This is a genomic window from Streptomyces sp. G7(2002) (genome assembly GCF_028870195.1).
Taxonomy (GTDB): domain Bacteria; phylum Actinomycetota; class Actinomycetes; order Streptomycetales; family Streptomycetaceae; genus Streptomyces; species Streptomyces nigrescens.
Genome location: NZ_CP102609.1, coordinates 1,992,083 through 2,013,503, shown reverse-complemented (window position 1 = coordinate 2,013,503; position 21,421 = coordinate 1,992,083). Strand labels below are relative to the sequence as shown.

Genomic DNA, 21,421 nt, shown 5'->3' with positions numbered 1-21,421 from the left:
GCCCGCGTAGGCTGGGACGGACCCCTCATCTCGTATCCGGAGCACCTTTTCTGTGAGTCAGCAGCCGCGCCGTCGCCCCAGCAAGCCCTATCGCCGCCCGCAGAAGGACCCGGTCAGGATCCTCGCGTTCGAGGCGCTGCGGGCCGTCGACGAGCGCGACGCCTACGCGAATCTGGTCCTGCCGCCCTTGCTGCGCAAGGCGCGTGAGGGCGGCGACTTCGACGCCCGGGACGCGGCGCTGGCGACGGAGCTGGTCTACGGATCGCTGCGGCGGCAGGGGACCTATGACGCGATCATCGCGCAGTGCGTGGACCGGCCGCTGCGGGAGGTGGACCCACCGGTCCTGGACGTGCTGACCCTCGGGGCGCACCAGCTGCTCGGTACCCGTATCCCGACGCATGCCGCGGTGAGCGCCAGCGTCGAGCTGGCGCGGGTGGTGCTGGGCGACGGCCGGGCGAAGTTCGTCAACGCGGTACTGCGCAAGATCGCGGCCCATGATCTGGACGGCTGGCTGGAGCGGGTCGCCCCGGAGTACGACGAGGACCCCGAGGACCACCTGGGCATCGTGCATGCGCACCCCCGCTGGATCGTCTCGGCCCTCTGGGACGCGCTCGGCGGCGGCCGGGCCGGCATCGAGGACCTGCTGGAGGCGGACAACGAACGCCCCGAGGTGACGTTGGTGGCCCGGCCCGGCCGCTCCACCGCCGAGGAGCTGCTGGCGGTGGTGGGCGAGGAGAGCGCGCTCCCCGGGCGCTGGTCCCCGTACGCGGTGCGGCTCGCGGAGGGCGGTGAGCCCGGCGCACTGGACCCGGTCCGTGAGGGGCGCGCCGGGGTGCAGGACGAGGGCAGCCAGCTCGTCGCCCTGGCGCTGGCGAACGCTCCCGTCGAGGGCTCCGACCGCGCCTGGCTCGACGGCTGTGCCGGCCCCGGCGGCAAGGCGGCGCTGCTGGCGGCGCTCGCCGCGCAGCGCGGCGCCGCCCTGCTGGCGTCGGAGAAGCAGCCGCACCGCGCACGTCTCGTGGCCCGGGCCCTGGAGGGCAACCCCGGCCCGTACGCGGTCATCGCGGCCGACGGCACCCGCCCCGCCTGGCGGCCCGGCGCCTTCGACCGGGTCCTGGTGGACGTGCCGTGCACCGGTCTGGGCGCACTGCGCCGCCGGCCGGAGGCACGCTGGCGACGCCGCCCGGAGGACCTGGACGGTTTCGCCCCGCTCCAGCGCGAACTGCTGCGGCAGGCGCTCGCGGCGGTGCGGGTCGGCGGCGTCGTCGGCTATGCGACCTGCTCACCGCACCCCGCCGAGACCCGGGCCGTGGTGGACGACGTCCTCAAGGGCCGGGGCGGCGAGCCGGTCGAGGTGGAGTGGATCGACGCCCGCCCCCTGATGCCCGGCGTCCCGGCCCTCGGCGACGGCCCGGACGTCCAGCTGTGGCCACATCTGCACGGCACGGACGCGATGTACCTGGCCCTGCTGCGCCGGACGGCCTGAGGGGCCGCTGTCTCCTCTTCTCGCGCCCCCGGGTGAGCAACTTTCAGCCCGTCCCCGGTTCGTACCGGGGGCGGGCTCATTGCGGCGCCCGCCCTGCCGTGCGGACGAGGCGCTCCACGCCCGCCCGCCCGGCGTGCGGGAGTGGAGCCCCTCGTCCGCAGCCCGCGACCGTCCCGCCTCCGACGGCCCCCCGGCAGCACGCCATACTGGGGGCATGGCCTTGATCAACCCCAGCATCCTGTCCGCAGACTTCGCCCGGCTCGCCGAGGAGGCGAAGGCCGTGGAGGGCGCCGACTGGCTGCACGTCGACGTCATGGACAACCACTTCGTCCCGAACCTCACCCTCGGTGTGCCGGTCGTCGAGTCGCTGAGCAAGGCGACGGACACCCCGCTCGATCTGCACCTGATGATCGAGGACCCGGACCGTTGGGCACCCCAGTACATCGAGGCCGGGGCCGGGTCCGTGACCTTCCATGTGGAGGCGGCGGCCGCGCCGGTGCGGCTGGCGCGGGAGATCCGGGCCAAGGGGGCGCGGGCGTCGATGGCGCTGAAGCCGGCCACGCCGATCGAGCCGTACGAGGATCTGCTGCCCGAGCTCGACATGCTGCTGATCATGACCGTGGAGCCGGGCTTCGGCGGCCAGGCGTTCCTGGACATCATGCTGCCGAAGATCCGCCGTACTCGTGAGCTGATCTCCCGGCACGGTCTGGAGCTGGCGCTCCAGGTGGACGGCGGGGTCTCGGCGGAGACCATCGAGCGGTGCGCGGAGGCGGGCGCCGATGTGTTCGTGGCCGGCTCCGCGGTGTACGGCGCGGACGATCCGGCCAAGGCGGTCCGGGACCTGCGCGAAAAGGCCGAGACGGCGACCGCGGCGGCGGGCTGGGGCTGCGCGCACTGAATTCCGGAACGGGGGCGCGGGCGGACCGGCCGGTTCCGGCCAGGGAAATCCCGCCGTGGTGCGGCCGTGCCGCCCCTTGGCCGTGGCGCCACCGAGCGTTCACGAGGGTCGGGGCGGTGATGGTCCCCGTTGCCCCCGGGTTTCTGAAAGGATGAGCAAAGACTCGATCAGATGCGCAAAAGGGGAGAATTTCGTGGTAGCCAGCCGCCCACAGTCCGGAATGGGCCCTGCCGAGCTGGTGCAGGCCGCGGCCATGGCCCGCCGTTTCTATCTTGAGGGCAAGTCGAAGATTCAGATCGCGGAGGAATTCGGCGTCAGCCGGTTCAAGGTCGCACGGGTGCTGGAGACGGCGCTGGAGCGTGATCTCGTACGGATCGAGATCCGGGTGCCCTCCGAGCTGGACGCCGAACGCTCCGACGCCCTGCGGGCCCGCTACGGCCTGCGGCACGCGGTGGTCGTCGAGTCGCCCGCCGACGCTCCCCCCGCCTTCGGCGGCCAGACCCCGCCCGAGGACGCCGCCGACCCGGAGAACCTCGGCGAGGTCGCGGCCGACCTGCTGGGCGAGCTCGTCGCCGAGGGCGATGTGCTGGGGCTGGCCTGGGGCCGCTCGACCATCCATATGGCCGCCGCGCTGCACCGCCTCCCGCCGTGCACCGTCGTGCAGTTGACCGGTGTCTACGACGCGGGGACCGCCGACCGCGGCTCCGTCGAGGCGGTGCGCCGCGCGGCCGATGTCGCCGGGGGCGAGGCCCACCCGATCTATGCGCCGATGCTGCTGCCCGACTCGGCGACGGCCGAGGCGCTGCGCCGGCAGACCGGCATTGCCCGCGCCTTCGACTACTTCGACAAGGTCACCGTCGCCTGTGTCTCCATCGGCTCCTGGGAGCCGGGCGTCTCGACCGTCTACGACATGCTGACGGAGCAGGAGCGGGAGCACTACGCCTCGCTGGGTGCCGCCGCCGAGATGTCGGCGCACCTCTTCGACGCCGAGGGGCGGCGGATCGGCCGGGACCTCGGCGAGCGGTGCATCACGGTCGAGGCGGACCGGCTGCGCCGGATCCCGGAGGTCGTCGCCATCGCGGGCGGCCGGCGCAAGGCCGCCGCGATCGGTGCGGTGCTGCGCTCCGGGCTGGTGACGAGCCTGGTCACGGACACCGCGGCGGCCGACCATCTGCTGCTGGAGACCGGCCCCGGGCCGCGCCCCGCACTCGACCGGGCGGACCCTGACGGGGCGTGACATACGCCGGAGCCCGGCGTGGCGCGGGGCGCCCGCGGCAGGCCGGTGCCGTGCCGCCCGCGGGCACCCGGGGCGCGGTCATCGACGAGCAGCCTGCGCGGGCCTGTGACAGCATCGGCGCATGGTGATCCGCTTCTCCCCGCGCCGCGCCGCCGCCATCGTCGGCGCGCTGCTCGCCGGGCTGCTCCTGGTGCTGACCGGGTGTTCCACGGGCGGTGGTGACAACGGGAGTTCGCAGGGCGCGCCACGGTCCACCGCCACGGCCGTGGGCGGTACGCCGAGCGCCTCCGGCCTTCCGGACTGGGTGCAGGGCATGCCGGCCGTTCCGGTCGGCGCGCTGCCCTCCCAGGCACGGGACACCCTGCGCCTCATCGATGCCGGCGGACCCTTCCCGTACGCCCAGGACGGAACGGTCTTCGGCAACCGCGAGCGACTGCTGCCCCGTCACCCGCGCGGCTACTACCACGAGTACACGGTCCCCACGCCCGGCTCACCGGACCGCGGCGCCCGCCGGCTCGTCACCGGTGAAGGCCATGAGACCTACTACACCGACGATCACTACCGGTCCTTCAAGGCGGTGCTCCGATGACGGCTCCCGTGCCCCGGCCGCTCGCGGCGGTGCTCGACGGCAGCACGCCCCCGGGAGTGCTGCCCTGGCCCGCGGAGCGCGCGGTGGCGGATGCGCTGGCCGCCGGGCGGGACGCCGGCTGGACCGGTACGTCCCTGGATCTCGACGGGGTCGCGGACAAGGCCGCCTTCATGGAGCGGTGCGTCCGCGCGCTGCGGCTGCCGGACTGGTTCGGCCGCAACTGGGACGCGCTCGCCGACTGCCTCACCGATCTGTCCTGGTGCCCCGCCGACCGCGGCCGGCTGCTCGTGGTGACGGGCTGGCAGGGCTATGCGGCCGCGGCGCCCGATGAGTGGAGCATCGTCGAGGGTGTGCTGGCGGACGCGGTGGGTTACTGGCGTGACACGGACACCGGCCTGGCCGTGATCATGGCCAGGGGGCGGGCCCGGCAGGGCGCCTAGCGCCGGCCGCGGCGGCCCGACCAGCGGCGATGCCGTGTGGTCCGCCGCCGGGGCAGATCATCCCGGCGCGGCAGGGACACACCGGGTGCCACGGGGCCTCTTGGGGGATCGCACACACGGCCGGCGGAGTGCTCAGACAATCATATGACCCCTGGTCAGGGCCCGTATCCTGGCCATATGCGATTCCTGAACCCGAAGAACGGCGCGCTCGAAGAGAGTTCTTCGGTGCCCTACGACCTGACCTACGACGATGTGTTCATGGTGCCCGGCCGGTCCGCCGTCGGCTCCCGCCAGGGCGTGGACCTGTCCTCGCACGACGGGACCGGGACCACCATCCCGCTCGTGGTCGCCAACATGACGGCGATCGCCGGCCGCCGGATGGCCGAGACCGTTGCCCGCCGTGGTGGCCTGGTCGTCATTCCGCAGGACATCCCGCTCGATGTCGTCACCGACGTCGTGACCTGGATCAAGCGCCGTCATCTGGTACTGGACACACCGATCGTGCTGTCCCCGGTCGCGACGGTGGCCGACGCCCTGTCGCTGCTGCCCAAGCGGGCGCACGGCGCGGGCATCGTCGTCGAGGGCGGCCGCCCGGTCGGCGTCGTCACCGAGCACGACCTGGCCGGGGTGGACCGCTTCACCCAGGTGGCCGAGGTCATGACCAAGGACCTGCTGGTCCTGGACGCGGACATCGACCCGCGGGAGGCCTTCAACCGCCTCGACGCCGCCAACCGCAAGCTCGCGCCCGCGGTCGACGCGGACGGCATGCTGGTCGGCATCCTCACCCGTAAGGGCGCCCTCCGCGCCACCCTGTACACCCCCGCCACGGACGCCGACGGCAAGCTGCGGATCGCGGCCGCCGTCGGCATCAACGGCGATGTGGCAGGCCACGCCAAGGCCCTGCTGGCCGCCGGTGTGGACACGCTCGTCGTGGACACCGCGCACGGCCACCAGGAGTCCATGATCAGCGCGATCAAGGCGGTCCGGGCGCTGGACCCGCAGGTCCCGATCGTGGCGGGCAACATCGTCTCCGCCGACGGCGTCCGCGATCTGATCGAGGCCGGCGCGGACATCATCAAGGTCGGCGTCGGACCGGGCGCGATGTGCACCACCCGGATGATGACCGGCGTCGGCCGGCCGCAGTTCTCCGCGGTGCTGGAGTGCGCCGCCGAGGCCAAGAAGTTCGGCAAGCACGTCTGGGCCGACGGCGGTATCCGCCACCCCCGCGATGTCGCCATGGCGCTGGCCGCGGGCGCGTCCAACGTCATGATCGGCTCCTGGTTCGCCGGCACCCTCGAATCGCCCGGTGACCTCCAGCACACCGCCGACGGCCGGCCGTACAAGGAGAGCTTCGGTATGGCCTCCGCCCGTGCCGTGCGCAACCGCACGAGCGACGAGTCGGCCTACGACCGGGCCCGCAAGGGGCTCTTCGAGGAGGGCATCTCCACCTCGCGGATGTTCGTCGACCAGGCGCGCCCCGGTGTCGAGGACCTGATCGACTCGATCATCGCGGGTGTCCGCAGCTCCTGCACCTACGCGGGCGCGGCCTCCCTGGCGGAGTTCGCCGAGAAGGCCGTGGTCGGTGTGCAGAGCGCCGCCGGCTACGCCGAGGGCAAGCCGCTGCACGACAGCTGGAACTGACGCGTCACGGGGCCGTTCACCGGCCCCGCCACTGCCGCGTGAACGGCCCCGCACCGACCCGGTGCGGGGCCGTTCGGGTAAGTGGAACCCGGGGCCCCGGTCCGTACCACTCCGCGGGAACCCGTACGATCGGACGCCGGCGCGCAACGAACGACCGCCCGCCGCGCGGGTGCGCAACGATCGTGCACTGTTGCGCAAGGAACCTGCATTACGGCAGGTCAGCGGCGGGCCGTAAGGTCAAGCGCTGTACGTGGAGTGGCGGAGACCGCCTGCTCGGCGGTCTCCTGCTGCGGGGTGCTCCGGCATGCCCGTGTACCGACCGCTGCTGGTCGCCGCCATCCGTACCCGTCATCTGATCGGCAGCGATAAAGGAGCCACCCCAGTGTTGGAGCACGGCGCATCCCCACCCGTAGGGGACAGCGACCCCCGGCCCCCCTCCTCCGGAGGTATCGGCACCCGGCTGATGCGGCGCAAGCCCGTCGAGCGGCTGGTCGCCGAGGGCGGCAAGGGGGAGGGGGGAACGCTCCGGCGCTCGATGGGCATGTGGCAGCTGACCATGATCAGCATCGGGGCCACGCTCGGCACCGGCATCTTCGTGGTCCTCGGCGAGGCCGTCCCGGACGCCGGACCCGCGGTCATCGTCGCCTTCGTGATCGCCGGTGTCACCGCCCTGTTCTCCGCACTGTCCTACGCGGAGCTGGCCGGCAGCATCCCGGTCTCCGGATCGTCGTACTCCTACGCCTACGCCACCCTCGGTGAGCTGGTCGCCTGGGTCTGCGGCTGGTGTCTGATCCTGGAGTACGGCGTCTCGGTCGCGGCCGTCGCCGTGGGCTGGGGCCAGTACCTGAACGAGCTGCTCGACGGCGTCTTCGGCTTCACCATCCCGGACGCGCTGTCCCAGCCGCCCGGTGACGGCGGTGTCTTCAACCTGCCGGCCCTGCTGGTCGTGCTGCTCGCGATGGTGTTCCTGCTGGGCGGGGCCAAGGAGAGCGCCCGTGCCAACACGTTCATGGTCGTCGTCAAGATCGCCGCGCTGCTGCTGTTCTGCGGTGTCGCCATCCAGGGCGTGCGCTCCGGCAACTACGCGAACTTCTTCCCGATGGGCATGGCGGGCGTCAGCGCCGCCGGCGCGACCCTGTTCTTCTCGTACATCGGCTTCGACGCCGCCTCCACCGCCGGTGAGGAGGCCAAGGACCCGCAGCGCGACCTGCCGCGGGCGATCATGCTCTCGCTGGTGATCGTCACCGCGCTGTACTGCCTGGTCGCGGCGATCGCCGTGGGCGCGATGCCCTGGCAGAAGTTCGAGGGCTCCGAGGCCGCGCTGGCCGGGATCATGAAGACGGTCACCGGCCAGAGCTGGTGGGCCGTGCTGCTCGCCTTCGGCGCGGTCATCGCCATCGCCAGCGTCGTGCTGACCGTGCTCTACGGCCAGACCCGCATCCTGTTCGCGATGTCCCGGGACGGGCTGGTGCCGAAGGTGTTCTCCAAGGTGCACCCGAAGAGCGGTGCGCCGCGCGCCAACACCGTGATCGTCTCGCTGTTCTGCGGAGTGCTCGCCGCGGCGGTCCCGCTGGGCGAGCTGGCCGACGCCACCAGCATCGGCACCCTGTTCGCCTTCGCGCTGGTCAATGTCGCGGTGATCGTGCTGCGCCGCACCCGGCCCGACATGCCGCGCAGTTTCCGCACCCCGCTCTCGCCGCTCTTCCCGGCGATCGGCTTTGTGCTGTGCCTGTACATGATGGGCAGCCTCGGCGCCGTGACCTGGGTGGTCTTCGGTGTCTGGATGGCCGTGGGCCTTGTGGTCTACTTCGGATACGGCTTGCGCCGCTCCCGATTGGCCACCGCAGAGAAGTGATCCACCCGCAGTGCGACTGAACGATCTCGACGAACGCATCGTCCACGCCCTCGCCGAGGACGCCCGCCGCAGCTATGCCGACATCGGCCAGGAGGTCGGGCTGTCCGCACCGGCCGTCAAACGCCGGGTGGACCGGCTGCGGGCGGACGGCGCGATCACCGGATTCACCGTACGGGTCGATCCGGCCGCGCTCGGCTGGGAGACCGAGGGGTTCGTCGAGCTCTACTGCCGCCGCAACACCTCGCCCGAGGCGATCCACCGCGGTCTGTCGCGCTACCCGGAAGTGGCGTCCGCCTCCACCGTCACCGGTGAGGCGGACGCCGTCGTCCAGGTCTTCGCCGCCGACATGCGGCACTTCGAGCGGGTGCTGGAGCGGATCGCGGGCGAGCCGTTCGTGGAGCGGACGAAGTCCGTGCTGGTGCTCTCGCCGCTGCTGCGGCGCTACAGCTCGGGCGCACCGGGCTGACCCGCTCAGCCCTCCGCCGCCGGGCCGGCCGGCCGCCCCGGCGGCGTCCCCTGCGTCCAGGCGATGCGCAGGGACATACGAGCGATCCGCCAGCCGTCCGCGGTCCTGACCAGTTCGTTGTCGGCATGCCCGGCCGAGACGAAGACCTCCCCGGAGCCGTCCGCGAGGACATGGGTGCTCAGCTGGGCGCCGCGGGCGGTGGCCCGGTCGCCGTCGGTCTCGATGACGGCGTTGGTGCCCAGGTGCACGGTCCGCTCGAACAGCGCCATCGCGGCGCCGACGTGCCGCAGCAGGGCCTCCCGTCCGTGGACGGTGCCGATGGGGAGCTCGGCGGTGACGTCCTCGGTGTGGAAGGCGCGGGCCCAGGCCTCGTCGAACCGCCCCTCGTCCAGGGAGCGGAGATAGCGGTCCATCAGGTCGCCGATCTCGGCCCGGTCGGTCAGGTACTGCAGGCGGCGCTGCATCACTTCGGTGTCCATGGCGGCGATCCTGCTACCTCAAGCGCGCTTCAGGTCAAGGGCCGGCCTGTGCCCTCCGTTTGCCCGTGCGCCCGTGTGCCCGTGCGCGGACGTTCGCCGCAGAGGTGCCCAACTCCCGTAGCGTGCCCCGGAGTCCGGAGTCCCTCGCGCGGCGGCGGGCGAGCCGTACGTCGTGACCGCCCTCCTCCCCGCGGGCCGGCGCGGACGGTCGCGGAGGCGGGAGGAAAGCGGCCGAGGTCATGACGGGGACGCTAGAGTCCGGTCAGTTGACCTCACACGCAAGGTAGGGACGCCATGATTGCGCGAAACGCAAACATCGACCTCAACCTGCTGACGGCGCTGGACGCCCTGCTCGAAGAGCAGAGTGTGACCGCGGCCGCCGACCGGCTCGGGCTCTCCGGGCCGGCCATGAGCCGCACCCTCGGCCGCATCCGCCGCACGACCGGTGACCCCGTCCTGGTGCGCGCCGGCCGCCATATGGTGCCCACCCCGCGCGCCCTGGAAATCAGGGCCGAGGTGCGCCGGCTGGTGGAGGCGGCACAGGGCGTGCTGGCCCCGTCCGCACCGGCCGACCCGGCCCAGCTGGCCCGGGTGTTCACCATCAACGCCAACGACCTCTTCGTCACCGCCGTCGGCCCGCGCCTGGTCGCCCGCGTCGCCCGGGAAGCGCCGCAGGTCGTGCTGCGTTTCCTCGGCGAGAGCTATGTCGATCTGCCGCTGCTGCGGGACGGCGCCGCGGACCTGGAGCTCGGCGTCATCGACAGCCCTGAGCCGGAGATCGTCACGGAGGAGCTGTTCGTCGACCGCAGTGTCGCGGTGGTGCGCGACGGCCACCCCCTGACCACCGGGACCCTCACCGCGCGCCGCTTCGCCGACGCCTCCCATATCAACTTCTCCCGTCGCGGCCGGCTGACCGGCCCCGTCGACGCGGCGCTCGCCGCACGCGGGCTGCGACGCAAGGTGATCGCCACCGTCCCGACCTTCACCGCGTCGCTGATGATGGTCCGCGACAGCGATGCGGTGGGCCTGACCAGCGAGCGGGCCGGGGCGGCAACGGTCCGCTCGCTGGGGCTGCGCACACTGCCGATCCCGCTCGAACTGCCGCCGATGACCATGGAGATGGCCTGGCACCCGCGCCAGGAGGCCGACGCGGGGCACCGCTGGCTGCGCGGGGTGGTAAGGGAGACGGTACGGGAGGCCGTGCGGGACGTACCGCCCGCCGAGGTCTGACCGCCCCGACTGCCCCTGCCGCCCCGGCTGCCCCGGCCGCGCCGGCCCGTCAGTCCTCTCCGGAGGGCCCGTTCGCCGCGCCGAAGTCGTCCATGAAGCGGGTGAACAGCCGGGCGAAGGCGGCGCGTTCGGCGGCCGGCCAGTCCCGGGTCACCCGCGCCACCACGGAGCGGCGGAAGGCGTGCGCCGCCTCCAGCAGCTCCCGCCCGGCCGGTGTCACGGCCAGCAGGGTGCGCCGGCCGTCCGCCTGATCGGCCTCGCGGCGGAGATGGCCGGCCTGTACGGCGGCCGCCACCAGCTTGCTCGCCCGCGGCTGGTCCACCCGCAGTGCGTCCGCCACCTCCCGTACCCCCGCCGGTTCCCCGCGCTCCTCGGCGGCCTCCACGACATCCAGTACGTCGAACGCGGCGCCCTCCGGCACCGGCCCCCCGCCCTGCCGCGCCGCCCGCCGGGCCAGCGTCCGGCGGGCGGCGCTCCGGCGCAGGGCCACCATCGCGCGCTCGATCGCCGCGACCTCTGCCTCCTTGGCGTCGGCCGCCCCGTCCCGCTCCGCCTCCCGCATCCGCACCCGCTCCCTCATCCCGCTCGCCGTAAATGCCTTGCCCCTCACCCCGGACAGAAGAATACTCGGAGACAAGTACTTGTCATTGTGCATGTACCTTGCGATCCGCGGGGCGGGCGGACTCAGGGCATGCCCGCCCCCACTCCCCTTCCGGAGGCAGCCGCCATGACCACCACCCCGCTGAAACCTCTCGGCTACTACCTCAAGGCCCTCGACGCCCTGATCACCGAGGACTTCGCCCGCACCCTGTCCGCGCATGAGCTGACCCGGCGCGACTGGCAGGTGCTCCACAGCCTGGCGCTCCAGGGGCCGCTCGCCCGGCCGGTGCTGAGCGGGCTGCTGGAGCCCTTCTGGGAGCCGGGGGCGCGCACTCTCGACGAGGTCGCCGGTGCCCTGATCGCCCGTGGCCGGCTCACCGCCGACGGCGACACCCTCGCGCTCACCGAGGCCGGCCGGCGGACCCATGCCGAGGTCGCCACCCTGGTGGACGCCGGCCGCGCCCGCCTGATGCGCGGACTGACCGACGACGACTACCTCCGTACCGTGACCGTCCTCGACCGGATGACCGCCAACCTGACTCCCGGGCGCTGACCTGCGGTCCTGCGCGCCGGGCCGCCGGGCGGGCAGCCGTCCGGGCCCGCTCCGGCACGGGCGCAACGAATCACCGCACAGTCCCTTGAATACGCAATGAATCGTCCATCGGGACGCAACAGTGGCGCCTTGTCCCGGGTCACCGGCGGCCCGTACCGTCAATGCGTCCGCCCGCACCGTCCCGCCGAGGGGTCCCATGACGTCGCTGCACACCGCCCTGCTCCAGAGTTCGGGACGGCCCGGCGATGTCGCGCACAATCTGCGGGTGCTCCAGGACGCGGCCCGCGAGGCGGCGGCGACCGGCGCCCGTCTGCTCGCCTGCCCCGAGCTGTTCCTGACCGGCTATGCCATCGGCGGCGACGTCCACCGCCTCGCGGAGACCGCCGACGGCGACAGCGCCCGGGCCATCGGGAAGATCGCCGCCGAGCACGGCATCGCGGTGCTCTACGGCTACCCCGAGCGCGCCGCGCAGGACGAGAGCGACAGCACCGCGGTGTACAACTCCGCGCAGCTCATCGGCCCCGCGGGCGAGCGCCTCGCCAACTACCGCAAGACCCATCTCTTCGGCTGCTTCGAGCGCGAGTGGTTCACCCCGGGGGAGCGGGCCGTCGTCCAGGCCGAACTGGCCGGGCTCCGGATCGGCGTGATGATCTGCTACGACGTGGAGTTCCCGGAGAACGTCCGGGCCCATGCACTGGCCGGCACCGATCTGCTGCTGGTGCCCACCGCCCAGATGCACCCCTTCCAGTTCGTCCCCGAGTCCGTCATCCCGGTCCGCGCCTTCGAGAACCAGATGTACGTCGCGTACGTCAACCGGGTCGGCGCGGAAGGCGAGTTCGAGTTCGTCGGCCTCAGCTGCCTGGCCGGTCCGGACGGTGTGGTCCGCACCCGCGCCGGCCGCACCGAGCAGCTGGTCCGGGCCGAGGTCGACCCCGCCTTCCTGAAGGAATCCCGGGCGGACAACCCCTATCTGCACGACCGCCGGCCCGAGCTGTACGGCCCGCTGACGTGACCTGACCCCGCTCCGCCCCCACCGATCCGCCGCAGGCCGGCCCACCCGGCCTGCGCTGCCCTGCCTGCTGTGCCCTGTCTGCAAGGAGTCCGTCCCCGATGACGTCCACGGTGCCCACCGCCGCCCACCACGCGGATGCCCAGCCGCCGATCACCATGTTCGGCCCGGACTTCCCGTACGCCTACGACGACTTCCTCGCCCACCCGGCGGGCCTCGGCCAGGTCCCCGCGACCGAGCACGGCAAGGAGGTCGCGGTCATCGGCGGCGGCCTCTCCGGCATCATCACCGCCTACGAGCTGATGAAGATGGGCCTCAAGCCCGTCGTCTACGAGGCGGACCAGATAGGCGGCCGGCTGCGGACCGTCGGCTTCGACGGCACCGGGGCCGAGGGCGCCGGCCTGACCGCCGAGATGGGCGCGATGCGCTTCCCGCCGTCCTCGACGGCGCTCCAGCACTACATCGACCTGGTGGACCTGAAGACCACGCCGTTCCCCAACCCGCTGGCGGCGGACACCCCGTCGACCGTCGTCGACCTCAAGGGCGAGTCGCACTACGCCCGTACGGTCGAGGACCTCCCCGAGGTCTACCACCAGGTCATGGACGCCTGGAACGCCTGCCTGGAGGAGGGCGCGGACTTCTCCGACATGAACCAGGCGATCCGGGAGCGCGATGTCCCGCGCATCCGCGAGATCTGGTCCCGGCTCGTCGAGAAGCTCGACAACCAGACCTTCTACGGCTACCTCTGCGACTCGACGGCCTTCAAGTCCTTCCGCCACCGGGAGATCTTCGGTCAGGTCGGCTTCGGCACCGGCGGCTGGGACACCGACTTCCCCAACTCCATCCTGGAGATCCTGCGGGTCGTCTACACCGAGGCCGACGACCACCACCGCGGCATCGTCGGCGGCAGCCAGCAGCTGCCGCTGCGCCTGTGGGAGCGCGAGCCGCAGAAGATCGTGCACTGGGCGCCGGGCACTTCGCTGTCGTCGCTGCACGACGGTGCGCCCCGGCCCGCGGTGACCCGGCTGAACCGGACCGCCGGCAACCGCATCACGGTCACCGACGCCGACGGCGACATCCGCACCTACGAGGCCGCCGTCTTCACCGCGCAGTCCTGGATGCTGCTCAGCAAGATCGCCTGCGACGACTCGCTGTTCCCCATCGACCACTGGACGGCGATGGAGCGCACCCACTACATGGAGTCCAGCAAGCTCTTCGTGCCCGTCGACCGGCCCTTCTGGCTCGACAAGGACGAGGAGACGGGGCGGGACGTCATGTCGATGACGCTGACCGACCGGATGACCCGCGGTACCTACCTGCTCGACAACGGACCGGACGAACCCGCCGTCATCTGCCTCTCCTACACCTGGTGCGACGACAGCCTCAAGTGGCTGCCGCTGGAGGCGAACGAGCGGATGGAGGTCATGCTGAAGTCGCTCTCGGAGATCTATCCGAAGGTCGACATCCGCAAGCACATCATCGGCAACCCGGTCACCGTGTCCTGGGAGAACGAGCCGTACTTCATGGGGGCCTTCAAGGCGAACCTGCCCGGCCACTACCGCTACCAGCGGCGCCTGTTCACCCACTTCATGCAGGACCGTCTCCCCGAGGACAAGCGGGGCCTGTTCCTCGCGGGCGACGACATCTCCTGGACGGCGGGCTGGGCCGAGGGCGCGGTGCAGACCGCGCTGAACGCGGTGTGGGGCGTGATGCACCACTTCGGCGGCGCGACGGACGCCACCAACCCGGGGCCGGGCGATGTGTACGACGAGATCGCGCCGGTCGAACTGCCCGAGGACTGAGGCGTGTTGCAGAAGTGGATCACACCGGGTGATCCACTTCTGCGCCCTCGGGGCTCACCCCGCGGTGCGGTAGTGGTAACCACACCGTTCGCGGAAGCCCGCCCGCCCGTACAGCCGGAGGGCCGGGGCGTTGTCGTGCTCCACCTGGAGATACATGTGGTCGGCCGCATGTGCCCCGGCCCAGCCGGCCAGCGCGGCGAGCACCGCGCGGGCCGCGCCTTTCCCGCGTGCGGCGGGAAGCGTGGCCATACCGAAGACTCCCGCCCAGCCGGTGTCGGCGACTGCGCGGCCCACCGCGACCACCTCGTCCCCTGCCATGGCACGGGCGTAGGCGGACGGCTGCGCCACCCGGGCGAGCAGGTCCCACTCGGGTTGGGGGTCCCCGCCGTGGCCGTGCACGGCGTACCAGCTGTCGAACCACGCGGACGTCGGGCGGTCCTCCACCCGCACCCGCAGCGCGCCGGGCGGCGCCTGCGCCACGACCTCCGCGGCCCGCGCCACCTGCAGTGACATCAGGCTCTCCCGGAGGTAACCACGCTCCGCCAGGACCGTGTCGAGCCCGTCCGGACACGCACCCGGGCTGATCTGGAACCGCGCGACGGCGTGATGACCGGCGTAGAACTCCTCCGCCCCGAGGATCCGCCGCGTCAAGGCGCCCGGCCCGGCCGCAGCATGGGGCAGCACCGTGCCCACCCACCACGAACAGCTGGGGGCGTGGCGCAGCCGCCACCCCGCCACGTCCTCGATGCGCTCAGCCGGAAGCGCCCGGGCCGCTCTCTCCTGCAGGCCGCGCACCGATGCCGTGCCGCTCACCGACGCCGTGCCGTTCACTGCCGGGAACCCTCCGCCCTGTAACGCCCCGATCCTTCGCCCGGCATCCTAGGACCAGGGCGTGTCCTGGATCCCGGCCGCCCGCGCCGCCGTATGGACCACAAGGGAGTTCGGGGGAGCGCGGCGCAGTGACGGCCCGTGCGGGGCCAGGATCAGCCGGGCAGCGGAGTCAGCAGCATCCGCCCGACCAGGCCCACCCCGGCATCCAGCCGCTCGGTGAGCTCCTCCGCCACATCCGGCAGCCGGCGGACGCTCCACAGCGCCCTGGCCGCCACCCAGGCGCCGTCCCTGGCCTTGTCCAGGCTCCACGAACCGATCAGATGCGTCAGCGGATCGGCGACGTCCAGCACATCGGGGCCGGGCATCAGCAGCTCACGGATCCGCTCCTCCAGGCTCGTCAGCACCCCGCCGACCCGGTCGAAGTCGTGCTCCAGCGCCGCCGGTTCGCACTCCAGCGCCCGGCAGGTGTCCAGCACGGCCAGCGCCAGGTCGTGCCCGATATGGGCGTTGATCCCGGCCAGCGCGAACTGCAGCGGACGCACCCCCGGATGACGGCGGAGCTGGAACAGCGGCCGCCAGCAGGCCGGCGGCCGCAGCCCGGCTGCCGCGGCATCCACCGCGTCGAAGTAGCGCCGCGCGAAGCGGATGTCCAGCTCGCCCGCGGCCGCCGGGTCCTGGAACGTGCCGTCCCCGATGCGCCGTGCCACCGCTTCGGTGACGGTCAGATAGACCCCGTTGAAGACGGCCACCCCGTCCTCGGCGGGCAGCCCCGCGGCCAGCGCCCGCATCCGGGCCAGCACCTCCGCCACACCCTTGGTGGCCGTGGGCCCCGCGCCGGTCGGAGGGCGGGCGGCGCACCCCCCGGTCGGTGCCGCACGGCCGGGGCCGGGGCCGGTGCCGGGCCTGGGACCGCCGCATTTCTGAGTCGTCGTCATGCACTCAGCGTGACAGTGGAATTGCGGATAGTGAGGTTTGCCGGTCGTCGATGACCGGAACGGGGTAATGGGCGGCGCGCCCGCTTGTGCCGCGGACGGTGGTGCCCGCGGCCGGGCCGGGAAACCCGCATTCCCCGGACCACTCGATTCCCCTCGGCTTCAGTTTGTCCCGAAGCAGTCGTTCGACTATGAATCACCTCGGCTCTGTGACGTGCAGGGCGTCGCAGAGTGGAGAGTGATCATGGCCGGCTTCGGATGGAAACTGCATGGGGACGGGCGGCATCTGAAGCCCGGCGAGGTGGTCAGACCCGGGGAGCGCCTGACGTGGGGGCGGACGATCGCACTCGGCGCCCAGCACGTGGTGTCGATGATCGGGGCGTGTTTCGTCGCCCCCGTGCTCATGGGGCTGGATCCCAGCCTCGCCCTGATGGCGTCGGGTGTCGCCACCGCACTGTTCCTGGTGATCACCCGCGGACGCATCCCCAGCTACCTGGGCTCCTCGCTCTCTTTCGTGGGCGTGTCCGTCGTGATCGCGGGCCAGGGGGGTGACGCCGGCACCCTGACCGGCGCGATGCTCGTGGTGGGCGCCTGCTTGGCCGGCTGCGGCATCGCCATCCATGTCGTCGGAGCCCGGGTGATCCACGCGGTGCTCCCGCCGACCGTGACGGGCGCGGTCGTGATGCTGATCGGCTTCAATCTCGCCCCCGTCACGGCGTCCACGTACTGGCCCCAGGACCAGTGGACGGCGCTGGCGACGATGCTGTTCACCGGACTCGCTCTCGTCGTGCTCCGGGGCTTCTGGTCACGAATCGCCATTTTCTTGGGCCTGGTCTTCGGCTATGCGCTGTCCTGGATTCTCGACCGCACCGCGGGAAAGATTCATTCCGTCAATGGTGCGGGCAAGCTCACGGACCACTGGCGCATCGACTTCTCCGGCGTCGAAAAGGCGGACTGGATCGGCGTTCCCACCTTCCACGCACCGAATTTCTCCGCCTCCGCGGTCCTCGTCGCGCTGCCGGTCCTCGTCGCGTTGATCGCGGAGAACGCCGGACACATCAAGGCGGTCGGCGCCATGACCGGTGATCCCCTGGACGACAAGATGGGCATGGCCATCATGGCCGATGGCACCGCGACGGTCCTGTCGACCGCGGTAGGCGGCCCCGCCACCACGACCTACGCCGAGAACATCGGCGTCATGGCGGCCACCAGGGTCTACTCCACCGCGGCCTACTGGGCGGCGGCCGGCTTCGCCCTGCTCTTCGGCTTGTGCCCCAAGTTCGGCGCGGTGGTGGCGGCGATCCCCGGCGGGGTGCTGGGCGGTATCACCGTCATCCTGTACGGCATGATCGGCCTGCTGGGAGCCCAGATCTGGGTGCGGAACAAGGTGGACTTCTCGGTCCCCCTGAACCTCATTCCTGCGGCGGCCGGGATCATCATCGCCATCGGCGGCGTCTCGCTGAAGTTCACCGAGAACTTCGAGCTGAATGGCATCGCGCTGGGGACGCTCACCGTGCTCACCGGCTACCACTCCCTGCGCTGGCTCTCCGGAGTGGCGGGCCGCCGGGACACGCCGCTCCTCGACGGCGGGACCAGCGACTACAACGAGCCCACCGACGGCGAGCGCTGATGTCCGCAGCGCCCCGCTCACCGATGTGGTCCACCGGCGCTGTCCGCCGATGCAGGAGTCTCGTACGGCGGTAAAAGGCCTGGCGGAGGGGTGGGGAAGGCCGTCCCAGCTGTTGAGGACGTAGAACCCGTCGGTGTGCCGGGGTGGCGGGACGGTGGCCGTGACTGGCCGGCACGCGGGCATGCGACAGCTCCGTGTCGCACTCTGCAACTGCAGTTGGCCGAAATGTGGCCGGGCGGGCGTGGACGAAGTTGTCGTCAACGTCTCCGGCATGTACTCCGAGCACGGACACCCGGACGCCGTGCAAGACCTCCAGGACATCCTCGCCGCAGGCGGCATGCCGCCTGCCGGGAGCAGGAGCAGGAGCAGACGCACGGTCAGGTGCGGGTGTACGGGCGCGCCCAGGTGCCGCCCGGCCGTACGCAGGGAGGAGACGCACCACGGTGCCCGATGACATCGCCCGCTGGCTGACCGAGCACGCCAGCCCACTCGGCTCGCTGACACCCGGCGCTCCCCACCAGGACCTCGAACCCCTGGGCACCACCCTGCGGGACGTGCGGATCGTCGGCCTGGGCGAATCCACCCACGGCACCCGCGAGTTCTTCCGCCTCAAGCACCGGATCGTGGAATTCCTGGTGCGCGAGGCGGGCTTCACCACCCTCGCCCTGGAAGCCAGCGCATCCGCCGCCCGCGCCCTGGACGCATACGTGCGGCACGGCACCGGGGACCCCGCGCGCCTGATCACCCGCCTGGGGTTCTGGACCTTGCGCACCGAGGAGATGCTCGACCTCGTCGAGTGGCTGCGCGCCCACAACCGCGGCCTCCCCGAAGGCCGGCAGGTGCGCCTCGTCGGCATCGATCCCCAGCGCTGCGCCGACTCGGTCGAGGCGGTCGCGGCCTTCCTGCGCCAGGTGGCGCCCGAACGAGCGGAGGACGTGCGCGAGTTGGAGGTGCTGGCGCAGGCCCACCCCGCTTCCCGGCCCGACCCGCAGCAGGCCCTCCTGCGCCGCGCCGAGGCACTCGCCGGCTTCCTGGAGGACAACCGGGAAAAGTTCGCCCAACACACCACAGCGGACGCCGCGGACGAGGCCCTGGAACATGCGCGCATCCTCACCCGCGCCGCCGATCTGGTGACCCGCTCTCTCGACGTGCCCTCCGGGGAGAACAGCGTCTTCGCCGTCCGGGACCGCTACATGGCCGACGCCGTCACGCGGCTCGTCGACGACAACCCCCAGGCACGCGTCATCGTCTGGGCCCACAACGGACACCTCACGAAAGGCACTTACGGCGACGGAGTGCCCGCACTCGGCAGCAGACTCAGGGAACGCTACGGCGACGCCTACTACGCACTGGCCCTGCTCTTCGGCAGAGGCTCCTTCCTCGCCCGCCGCACCAACGACCCACAAGGACAGCCGGTCCGCCACCGCATCGGCACCGGGATCCGATCCGTCGAAGCGCGTCTGGCGGCCGCCGTCCCCGGCGACTACTACGCCGACCTGCGCACCGACGGCCCGTCACCCGAAACCGCCCAGTGGCTGCGCACCCCGCACATGCAGCGCACCTTCGGCGCCGCCGTCCCACGGTTCGTCTACCGCCTCCACGTGGCACCGCTCGTACCGGCCGAGGACTACGACGGCATCGCCTTCGTCGCCCGCTCCACCTGCTCCCGCCCCCTGCCGTCCCTGGAGACCTGAGCACCCGGGGCACAGGGCTCCAAAGACGGCAGGGGGCGGGAGCGGGACGGCAGGCCGCCCTCGCAAGGAGGCTCCGCCGGCTCAGGAATCGAGCACGGCGGCGATCGATTCGATCTCTACGAGCTGGTCGTTGTAGCCGAGCACGGTGACCCCCATCAGCGTGCTGGGCACATCGTGTTCACCGAATGCGTCCCGGACCACCTCCCATGCCGTCACCAGGTCTTCCTGACGGGAGGAGGCCACGAGAACGCGGGTACTGATGACATCGTGCAGCGACGCACCGGCGTCCGCCAGCGCGGTCCGGAGGTTCTCCACTGCCTTGGCCGCCTGCCCCGCGACGTCCCCGATCGCCGCGGTGGAGCCGTCCTCATTCAGCGGACAGGCACCGGCGAGGAAGATCAGCCGCGACTCTGCCGGTGCCGTGGCCGCGTAGGCGTACTCGGCGACATCGGACAGGGATGCAGAGCGAATCAAGGTGACGGCACGCGGCATGGGCATTCCTCTCACGGTGGATCCGGGACACCCATGACCTTCTCAAGGATCAACCCCGCGTTCGACACAATTTCCGGGGCGGTGCCGACGGCCTCCCACTACTGCGGTGCGATGGCTTTGAGCCAGTCCTCGACGGCGACCACATCGGCCCACTGCGGGAACAGCCTTTCGGTGAGGACCCGGTGGACCTCGGGGTCGGTGTCGAGGCAGGCATCCGCCAAGACGGTGAGGCCGAAGTCCTGGTCGTTGGCCTGGCACAGAGTGTGCAGCACCACGCCACTGGTGGAGAGGCCGGTGAGAACGAGGCTGTCGATGCCGCGAGCCCTGAGCACCACGTCGAGGTCGCTGCCCGAGAACGCACTCGCCCGCCTTTTGGTGACCACGATGTCGTCCTGCTGGGGCGCGACGGCGGGGTGGATCGCGGTACCGGGGGCGCCCTCGGCGAAGAGGCCGGCCTGCACGGCGGCGTTCAGCACCCTGTTGCGGGCGCCGACTTCCGGATGGCCCGGCCGTAACCCGATGACCACGTAGATCACCGGGATACCTGCCGTCCGGGCACCGTCGATCGCTGTACGAAGGCGCGGCAGATATCCGGAGCCGTCGTCGACGATGTCCACGATGTCCTGTTGGATATCCATCACGAGGAGGGCGCTGTTGGCCATGCTTACCGTCCGTTCTTCGTTGGGTTCACTGGCTTACCTCACCCCGACGGGCATCTCCCGGCAAGGGCCGGCTCGTAGCGGCCGCCTCAGGTGACCGGGCCGTCGTCCTGGCGCTGCCCCGGGCCCCGCCCACCGGCACACCTCCGCGATGCACAAAACCCTGCGCCTCGTAGTAGGCGCGCAGCGGGCCGTGGGACTTCACGCAGTCCAGCCGCAGCGCGTCATCGCCCCGCCCCTCAGCAGGCCGATGGAGAGCATCTCTAAGCAGCCGCTTACGATGGCTCCGGCTCGTCGCACGAGCCCCACCCACCCCAACAGCACCCTTCGCACCAACAGCGCCGCTCGGCGCGAGAAACCAGGAGCACCACCCGTGAGCGTCGAACCCCTGCAGACCACCACCGTCCCGTACGGCGAACTGGTCCCCGTCACCGTCCACTTCGACGACCTCGACGCGCTCGGCATGCTCCACAACTCCCGCTACCCGCTGCTCGCCGAGCGCGCCTGGGCGGAGTACTGGCACGAGCAGGGCTTCGGCTTCGACGGCGACTGGGCCGCCGCGGGCGATATGTGCAATGTCATCAAGGAGATGCACGTCTCCTACGAGCGCTCGGTCACCCGGCCCGGCCACTACGCGGCGCACCTGTGGGTCGAACGCCTCGGCCGCACCGGCCTCACCTACGGCTTCCGGCTCTGCTCGGCCGACGGCGCCGAGACCTACGCCCGGGGCCACCGGGTGCTCGTCCGCATCGACGCGCAGACGCTGCGCCCCACCCCGTGGTCCGACCGCGCCCGCGCCATCGCCGGCCGTCTGCTCCGGCCGGAGACCTCGGACGCGGGCACAGGTGCGGGCACGAGTACGGAGGCGGATGCGGCCTGAGCCTTGCCGCTAGGTGGG

General features: G+C 71.8%; 21 protein-coding genes. 15 read left to right on the top strand and 6 right to left on the bottom strand.

The window, feature by feature from the left end:
- The first annotated feature begins 52 nt into the window (after positions 1-52).
- The 8 genes from NUT86_RS07895 to NUT86_RS07860 all read left to right on the top strand — a co-directional run bounded on the left by NUT86_RS07895 (position 53) and on the right by NUT86_RS07860 (position 8,612).
- Positions 53-1,486 carry an RsmB/NOP family class I SAM-dependent RNA methyltransferase gene (locus NUT86_RS07895; RefSeq protein WP_018087590.1) on the top strand — a complete coding sequence of 478 codons (1,434 nt, stop codon included), beginning with the start codon at positions 53-55 and terminating at the stop codon, positions 1,484-1,486.
- Positions 1,487-1,700: 214 nt separating this feature from the next.
- On the top strand, positions 1,701-2,384 hold the full coding sequence (gene rpe, locus NUT86_RS07890; RefSeq protein ID WP_018087589.1) for a ribulose-phosphate 3-epimerase: 684 nt from the start codon (positions 1,701-1,703) through the stop codon (positions 2,382-2,384).
- Between the two features lie 220 nt (positions 2,385-2,604).
- Positions 2,605-3,621, top strand: a complete 1,017-nt coding sequence (locus NUT86_RS07885; protein ID WP_018087588.1) for a sugar-binding transcriptional regulator — start codon at positions 2,605-2,607, stop codon at positions 3,619-3,621.
- 121 nt (positions 3,622-3,742) lie between these two features.
- Positions 3,743-4,210: a ribonuclease domain-containing protein gene (locus NUT86_RS07880; protein ID WP_159489733.1), complete on the top strand. Its 468-nt coding sequence runs from the start codon at positions 3,743-3,745 to the stop codon at positions 4,208-4,210.
- Positions 4,207-4,650: a barstar family protein gene (locus NUT86_RS07875; protein ID WP_026169275.1), complete on the top strand. Its 444-nt coding sequence runs from the start codon at positions 4,207-4,209 to the stop codon at positions 4,648-4,650. The genes NUT86_RS07880 and NUT86_RS07875 overlap by 4 nt, the downstream gene beginning before the upstream one ends.
- Before the next feature lie 177 nt (positions 4,651-4,827).
- Entirely contained in the window at positions 4,828-6,291 is a 1,464-nt protein-coding gene (locus NUT86_RS07870; RefSeq protein ID WP_274734359.1) for a GuaB1 family IMP dehydrogenase-related protein, read from the top strand.
- A gap of 382 nt (positions 6,292-6,673) precedes the next feature.
- Positions 6,674-8,146 carry an amino acid permease gene (locus NUT86_RS07865; RefSeq protein ID WP_274740408.1) on the top strand — a complete coding sequence of 491 codons (1,473 nt, stop codon included), beginning with the start codon at positions 6,674-6,676 and terminating at the stop codon, positions 8,144-8,146.
- 10 nt (positions 8,147-8,156) lie between these two features.
- On the top strand, positions 8,157-8,612 hold the full coding sequence (locus tag NUT86_RS07860; RefSeq protein WP_018087583.1) for an Lrp/AsnC family transcriptional regulator: 456 nt from the start codon (positions 8,157-8,159) through the stop codon (positions 8,610-8,612).
- A 5-nt stretch (positions 8,613-8,617) separates the two neighbouring features.
- Here NUT86_RS07860 and NUT86_RS07855 read toward each other — a convergent pair whose 3' ends face one another.
- Complete coding sequence (locus NUT86_RS07855; protein WP_274734356.1) at positions 8,618-9,091, bottom strand: nuclear transport factor 2 family protein; 474 nt, start codon at positions 9,089-9,091, stop codon at positions 8,618-8,620.
- A 294-nt stretch (positions 9,092-9,385) separates the two neighbouring features.
- Between NUT86_RS07855 and NUT86_RS07850 the strand changes: the two genes are divergently transcribed.
- Positions 9,386-10,321 (top strand): LysR family transcriptional regulator, encoded by a 936-nt coding sequence (locus NUT86_RS07850; RefSeq protein ID WP_274734354.1) that lies wholly within the window; start codon positions 9,386-9,388, stop codon positions 10,319-10,321.
- A 49-nt stretch (positions 10,322-10,370) separates the two neighbouring features.
- On the opposite strand, the gene NUT86_RS07845 is transcribed toward NUT86_RS07850, so the two are convergent.
- Positions 10,371-10,901 carry a MarR family winged helix-turn-helix transcriptional regulator gene (locus NUT86_RS07845; RefSeq protein ID WP_274734352.1) on the bottom strand — a complete coding sequence of 177 codons (531 nt, stop codon included), beginning with the start codon at positions 10,899-10,901 and terminating at the stop codon, positions 10,371-10,373.
- A 147-nt stretch (positions 10,902-11,048) separates the two neighbouring features.
- Between NUT86_RS07845 and NUT86_RS07840 the strand changes: the two genes are divergently transcribed.
- The 3 genes from NUT86_RS07840 to NUT86_RS07830 all read left to right on the top strand — a co-directional run bounded on the left by NUT86_RS07840 (position 11,049) and on the right by NUT86_RS07830 (position 14,285).
- Positions 11,049-11,474, top strand: coding sequence for a MarR family winged helix-turn-helix transcriptional regulator (locus NUT86_RS07840; protein ID WP_266447288.1), 426 nt, complete (start codon positions 11,049-11,051; stop codon positions 11,472-11,474).
- A 196-nt stretch (positions 11,475-11,670) separates the two neighbouring features.
- Positions 11,671-12,486, top strand: a complete 816-nt coding sequence (locus NUT86_RS07835; RefSeq protein ID WP_018087578.1) for a carbon-nitrogen hydrolase family protein — start codon at positions 11,671-11,673, stop codon at positions 12,484-12,486.
- 98 nt (positions 12,487-12,584) lie between these two features.
- Positions 12,585-14,285: a flavin monoamine oxidase family protein gene (locus tag NUT86_RS07830; RefSeq protein ID WP_018087577.1), complete on the top strand. Its 1,701-nt coding sequence runs from the start codon at positions 12,585-12,587 to the stop codon at positions 14,283-14,285.
- Positions 14,286-14,339: 54 nt separating this feature from the next.
- On the opposite strand, the gene NUT86_RS07825 is transcribed toward NUT86_RS07830, so the two are convergent.
- Positions 14,340-15,116 (bottom strand): GNAT family N-acetyltransferase, encoded by a 777-nt coding sequence (locus NUT86_RS07825; protein WP_274734348.1) that lies wholly within the window; start codon positions 15,114-15,116, stop codon positions 14,340-14,342.
- Between the two features lie 152 nt (positions 15,117-15,268).
- The gene (locus NUT86_RS07820) at positions 15,269-15,904 is read right to left on the bottom strand and encodes a DUF5995 family protein (protein ID WP_037740677.1); all 636 of its coding nucleotides are present in this window, start codon (positions 15,902-15,904) and stop codon (positions 15,269-15,271) included.
- Positions 15,905-16,292: 388 nt separating this feature from the next.
- Between NUT86_RS07820 and NUT86_RS07815 the strand changes: the two genes are divergently transcribed.
- Both NUT86_RS07815 and NUT86_RS07810 read left to right on the top strand, forming a co-directional pair.
- Positions 16,293-17,678 carry a uracil-xanthine permease family protein gene (locus NUT86_RS07815; protein ID WP_018087574.1) on the top strand — a complete coding sequence of 462 codons (1,386 nt, stop codon included), beginning with the start codon at positions 16,293-16,295 and terminating at the stop codon, positions 17,676-17,678.
- Positions 17,679-18,121: 443 nt separating this feature from the next.
- Positions 18,122-19,372: an erythromycin esterase family protein gene (locus NUT86_RS07810; protein ID WP_274734345.1), complete on the top strand. Its 1,251-nt coding sequence runs from the start codon at positions 18,122-18,124 to the stop codon at positions 19,370-19,372.
- 81 nt (positions 19,373-19,453) lie between these two features.
- Here the strand turns inward: NUT86_RS07810 and NUT86_RS07805 are convergent, their stop codons facing one another.
- Together NUT86_RS07805 and NUT86_RS07800 are read right to left on the bottom strand one after the other, a co-directional pair.
- Entirely contained in the window at positions 19,454-19,864 is a 411-nt protein-coding gene (locus NUT86_RS07805; protein ID WP_018087572.1) for a RidA family protein, read from the bottom strand.
- Between the two features lie 98 nt (positions 19,865-19,962).
- Positions 19,963-20,526 (bottom strand): cysteine hydrolase family protein, encoded by a 564-nt coding sequence (locus NUT86_RS07800; protein WP_274734344.1) that lies wholly within the window; start codon positions 20,524-20,526, stop codon positions 19,963-19,965.
- A 370-nt stretch (positions 20,527-20,896) separates the two neighbouring features.
- Here NUT86_RS07800 and NUT86_RS07795 point away from each other — a divergent pair, with 370 nt between their 5' ends.
- Positions 20,897-21,403, top strand: coding sequence for an acyl-CoA thioesterase (locus NUT86_RS07795; RefSeq protein WP_274734343.1), 507 nt, complete (start codon positions 20,897-20,899; stop codon positions 21,401-21,403).
- Positions 21,404-21,421: the final 18 nt, after the last annotated feature.